The sequence below is a fragment of the Dictyobacter arantiisoli genome (genome assembly GCF_008326305.1).
In the GTDB taxonomy this organism is placed as follows: Bacteria; Chloroflexota; Ktedonobacteria; order Ktedonobacterales; family Ktedonobacteraceae; genus Dictyobacter; species Dictyobacter arantiisoli.
Map to the genome: position 1 here is coordinate 1 of NZ_BIXY01000171.1, position 4,604 is coordinate 4,604.

The 4,604-nt window shown below is 46.3% G+C and carries 4 protein-coding genes and 1 pseudogene; 2 read left to right on the forward strand and 3 right to left on the reverse strand.

Annotated elements, in window-relative coordinates:
• The first annotated feature begins 168 nt into the window (after positions 1 to 168).
• Positions 169 to 891, forward strand: coding sequence for a hypothetical protein (locus F1593_RS27235; protein WP_149404701.1), 723 nt, complete (start codon positions 169 to 171; stop codon positions 889 to 891).
• Positions 892 to 1,586: 695 nt separating this feature from the next.
• Here F1593_RS27235 and F1593_RS27240 read toward each other — a convergent pair.
• Entirely contained in the window at positions 1,587 to 1,955 is a 369-nt protein-coding gene (locus F1593_RS27240) for a hypothetical protein (RefSeq protein ID WP_149404702.1), read from the reverse strand.
• A 179-nt stretch (positions 1,956 to 2,134) separates the two neighbouring features.
• Between F1593_RS27240 and F1593_RS27245 the strand changes: the two genes are divergently transcribed.
• Complete coding sequence (locus F1593_RS27245) at positions 2,135 to 2,323, forward strand: hypothetical protein (RefSeq protein ID WP_149404703.1); 189 nt, start codon at positions 2,135 to 2,137, stop codon at positions 2,321 to 2,323.
• Between the two features lie 200 nt (positions 2,324 to 2,523).
• Here F1593_RS27245 and nfi read toward each other — a convergent pair.
• A pseudogene (nfi, locus tag F1593_RS27250) lies at positions 2,524 to 3,192 on the reverse strand (deoxyribonuclease V); the annotation flags it as partial.
• Between the two features lie 41 nt (positions 3,193 to 3,233).
• The gene (locus tag F1593_RS27255) at positions 3,234 to 3,995 is read right to left on the reverse strand and encodes a class I SAM-dependent DNA methyltransferase (RefSeq protein WP_172632506.1); all 762 of its coding nucleotides are present in this window, start codon (positions 3,993 to 3,995) and stop codon (positions 3,234 to 3,236) included.
• Positions 3,996 to 4,604: the final 609 nt, after the last annotated feature.

The following is a 4,604-nucleotide window of genomic DNA, read 5'->3' on the forward strand; positions in this document are numbered from 1 at the left end:
ATGGATCGTGTCGGCGTGTGCAATGTTGCCCGACAGATGCGCTATTTTGATGCATCGTATGACAAGGCTCTTGATCTCTTGCTCACTGGCTACTGTTCCGTTTTTTAGAATTGGAAAGCCCTGGATCAACCATTTGCGTTTATGCGAGGTTGTGCTAAGTACGCTATTATGCAGTATTGTGCTTGTTGGTTCAGCGGTATACGTAAACCTGCAAGTGCGCCTGCGCTGTCTGTCGAAAGTTTGGATGCGCCTTTGTTTGAGAGTGTTCCAGACATGACATTGGCTAGTGTTCTTCCCAATGAGAATGTGACGCAATGTCAAACGATTTATTCTGATGAAACCTTTACTGTGCTGCATCGAGCCTTAGATATGTTGACAGCGAAACAGAAAGAGACAGTGTGTCGTTGTTTTGGCCTGGACGGGTATGCTACAGAGTCTTCCGTTGAGATAGGCAAAGAGGACAACACGACTTACAAGGCGGTTCAAAGTTCACGCAACAAGGCAATAAAACAATTGAGAAGTTTCCTTGATCAACCTACTGGTAGTCAGTCTTTTAACATCGCTGAGCTTTATACATTAGATCAGGCATGTGATCTGGTCGGACTTCATAAAAGTGAACTCCATGATGTTCTGTATCGTCGTGGGATTGACTCTGTCAAGAGAGGATTTTATCGAAAACAAGATATCGAAGGTGTTGCTCAGCACTATGAACGATACAAAAATGCAGGAGACGTGTATACATCTGCGCAAGTCCGTGAAGTTCTTGGTGTGAGTAAATTTAAAGCAGAATATTTGATTTCGAAGTATGAAATTAAGTCACTGCGCAAGGGCTTTTATCGAAAACAGGATATCGATGAATTGGCTCATTTGTGTAAATCAAGCGTTAGCTAAACGGAAACTCCCCGTTTAAACGCTGACTTTTATAGATGTGAGGTGTCTACTTTGGCCTTAATGATCATCTTGACAAAACATGCAAAAACGGCGCATGTCCGTAGATTATCCGGTCTTCCTGAAACAGAAAAGGTAGGCGTGTTTGAAGCGAAAAACTTCTTGCACGCCTGCACGCCTGCACACGTAGAAAAAAGGGAAAGTGACATGCTCGCTTACCCAACCAGGGCGGGCGACCAACACAACATACCCTTCAAAAAATGCAGTGCTCGCTTACCCAACCAGGGCGGGCGACCAACACAACATACCCTTCAAAAAGGCATGCTTGAGACAATTCTGTTAGCCCATAGGGATAGTGTGCCCTTTTGCGGGTGGTTGGGTGGTGGCCGCTCTCGTTTCCTGCTGGCTGTCCACCTGCTGGCCCACAGGCGCACACAAGTAACACGCGCCTGTCTATTTACATCCGCTGTGAGTTTTGCTGTTGTTGTCGCTGGATGGCTTCTTTTTCTCCTCGATGCTCTCTGTATTTCTTCTGCTCAATGCTTGAGCTTTTCTAAAGGGTATTGTTGTCTTGTTTGTTCTTGGGGTGTCTCTCAAGAGAAGGGAATGTTGCTATGCATTCAAATAATCGGTTCTACTTCTGGATCTTGTTGCTTTTATGGTCTGTTTGCTTTCTTGCTTTTCTCTTTCATTATGTCTTACTTCCCCTCCTTGGTTATGTCGTGTAGGAATGGGGCAAGCAGGTTTCTCTTTGTAAGGATTTCGGTAATTCGAGCAATGAGTAAGAGAAGCGCAAGTATTCCTACAGTGACGGGGATAAAGATATACAGGTTTGAAGAGGGAAAAGGGTGCTGTAGCGTGTTAATGCTATCGAAAACGCACCATGCAAGCAAGAGGATGCTACAGGGAAGAATGAGCAAGGCGATAATCTTTTCTCGTCTCCTTCTCTCTTGTACTTCTTCTGCTGCTTGCGGCCTGGACGTTGTGATATATCCTCCAATAATAGCAGCGATAGCAATAAAGAGGAGTGCTACCTCAATACTGACAAAAATAGGATTCGGTATCATAGGCGGTGTTCCTCTCATCTTGTTATTTTTCCTTCTTTCAACCAGGAGAAGCATACCACAAGTATTTGCTGCTTGTGAAGGAATAAATGTTCGTAATAGAAACCAAAGTCCCCGTTTAAACGGTCACTTTTCTGTACTGTTGTCTGGTTGTCCAGTCTACCTTTAGAAGGGGGTGTTCTATGAATGATTTAATAGAAGATGGCTTCGAAGGGAATTACAAGCTAATGTATTTTGCCCTTCTTGATTATCGATTTGAAAAGATCGGTTTTTTAGAGATGCTGGATATGTGGGAGAATATTTTAGGTATTGGATCTTCTTCTTTTGGCGAGATGAAGGAAGAAGAAAATGTTACGGATCTGGCTTCTTGAGGTAAATTGTAAGTTCTTAATATTGATATATGTGGATCTGATAATTATCCTGATAAGCAGAATGCCTTGCTTACCAGGATAATTTTGTTTGTTTGTTACCACAGTTTGAACTGATTTATTTGAATGTTCATGTTTTTGGTATTGGGTGGTGAGGAATCGTAGTTAATAGTAAAGTTTACATTGGTATTATCAGGTGTTGTGTTATCCTTGGACAGTTTGTCCGCCTGGCGGGTTGGTTCTGGCAATCTGTAACCTCCGCCACAGGCGAGTACATAGCGGATACTGGTTTCCAGGCTGATCAAGTGTCCGGGTGAGATAAACATTGGATTAACGCGTGTGCGAGTGCGTACGACCGCGCCAATGGTCTCTTTACGGCTGATCAGTGGCACCCAGGAACCTGCCTCTTCACCCAATTTCTCTTTATCATAATGTCCGGTTAGCAGTGATTTAGCACAGCCGATCGTTGGAATGTTGAGCCAGAGTCCCAGATGAGTGGCGATGCCTACGCGCCTTGGATGGGCAATGCCCTGTCCATCGACCATGATCAAGTCTGGCCGTTGACGCAATTGGTCCACCGCTCCCAGGACGCTGGGAGCCTCACGAAATGAGAGTAATCCTGGCACATAAGGCATGCGGATTGGCTCTTCATAGATGTGGCGTTCGACAATTTCCAGATCGGGATAGCTCATCAATACAACTGCTGCACGGGCGGCTTCGTGTTCTTCATTGATTGCCATATCGACGCCGGCCACATAATGCACCTCTCCTACATGGTCTTCCAGAATAACCTGTTGGGCTAGCTCATGCTGCAAGGCGATTGCCTCACTTATCTCGAGTTCCCATTTATGTAAAGGTGTTGGGCGTGCCATCTCTATTATCCTTTCTCGCTTTGTCTGCTTGATGCTATTATTTATCTCGCTTCGGCGATAAAGATCATGCGTGGGCTCTCGATATGATAGGGACCCAGATCATGATCCCCATAGACATTTTTGACAACGAATCCAGCCTGCTCCAGTAACAATTCCATTTCGCTGCGCTCGAAGAGATAGAGTTGTGTTGTTACCACAGTTCGTTCTACATTGCCGCCCTGGACATGTCGATCATAGAAGTGCGTCAACTCCAATTGATGTGTATGGGTTGCCGAAGCGGGACTGACAAAATGGGTAAAATAATTGCCCTCATCATCCTGCCAGGTCCCTTGATGAAGCACCTGCCCACTAAGATTCTCCATATAGCGGGCGTCACCGTTGCTGATATCCACAATAAAGGTACCACCGGGACTCATATGAGCGCGTACCGCAGCCAGAGCGCGTTGTTGATCTTTGCGTTTGGTAATATGCGCAAACGATCCGAGCGCGATAATTGCCAGACGGAACTTCTGCTCCACATGGAAATCACAAAGATCCTGTTCCAGCAGGGTACAGCGTGCCGCTACGCCAGCCTCAGTGAGCGCCTCACGCGCAATATTCAGCATCTCACTGGAATTGTCGATACCCGTAATCTCATAGCCCTCATCTGCCAATGAAAGCATCACGCGACCGCTCCCGCAGGCTAGCTCAAGTATTTTTCCACCGCACAGCTCAGCGAAATTATGATACATATCCAGGTCTTCGGCAAAGTGGGCATGCTCGATATCGTAAAATGGAGCGATTAGATCGTATTCATGGTTCATGGATTTGTCTCTATCTCTTATCCGTGTGCTTATAAAAGCAGACACAGCCTATTTGCTATCTTATTATTCTTGTACTGTATTACCCACGAACAGCAAGATCCTGGTCCGGGGAATACTGCATAGTATAATCACGCCTCAAGCAAATAGCAACCACATTCAATTTATTCTTCTTCTGAAATTGGGAGCAATTTCATGGTTCAGGGTGCTCCCATAGGAGCATGGCTTAAGCCACCTACTCCAACAAATGGGGGTGAAGCAAGAGCTCCCTGCCTGCTGACGGAGTCTGGGTACTGATCCTGGCGTGCTTGCAAGCGTTTTTTTGCGTGCACTACCATACCGCTTCATGAAGAGGAATGAAGGCGCGTGGAGCCATCCGTAGATGCCACCCTTCACGGGTGGAGGGCCACGACCCTCTCGCACTGGCTCTCCTTCTCGCCTGCTCTGGTGGGGCTTTGGGGCGTGATGGCAATGCCCCTCCACCCGTGAGAACTTATCCGAAAACGTGGAAGGAGATGATAGAATCAAGAACAAGGAAAGGAACACGAATCCCCCAAGCAAAGGAGAAACCAAGATGGCCCGAACCAAACCGTGGGAAGTCAGTGACCAATT

Coding starts and splice junctions, on each gene's coding strand:
- F1593_RS27235 (WP_149404701.1), top strand. CDS start 169: ATGCAGTATTGTGCTTGTTGGTTCAGCGGTATACGTAAACCTGCAAGT.
- F1593_RS27240 (WP_149404702.1), bottom strand. CDS start 1,955: ATGATACCGAATCCTATTTTTGTCAGTATTGAGGTAGCACTCCTCTTT.
- F1593_RS27245 (WP_149404703.1), top strand. CDS start 2,135: ATGAATGATTTAATAGAAGATGGCTTCGAAGGGAATTACAAGCTAATG.
- F1593_RS27255 (WP_172632506.1), bottom strand. CDS start 3,995: ATGAACCATGAATACGATCTAATCGCTCCATTTTACGATATCGAGCAT.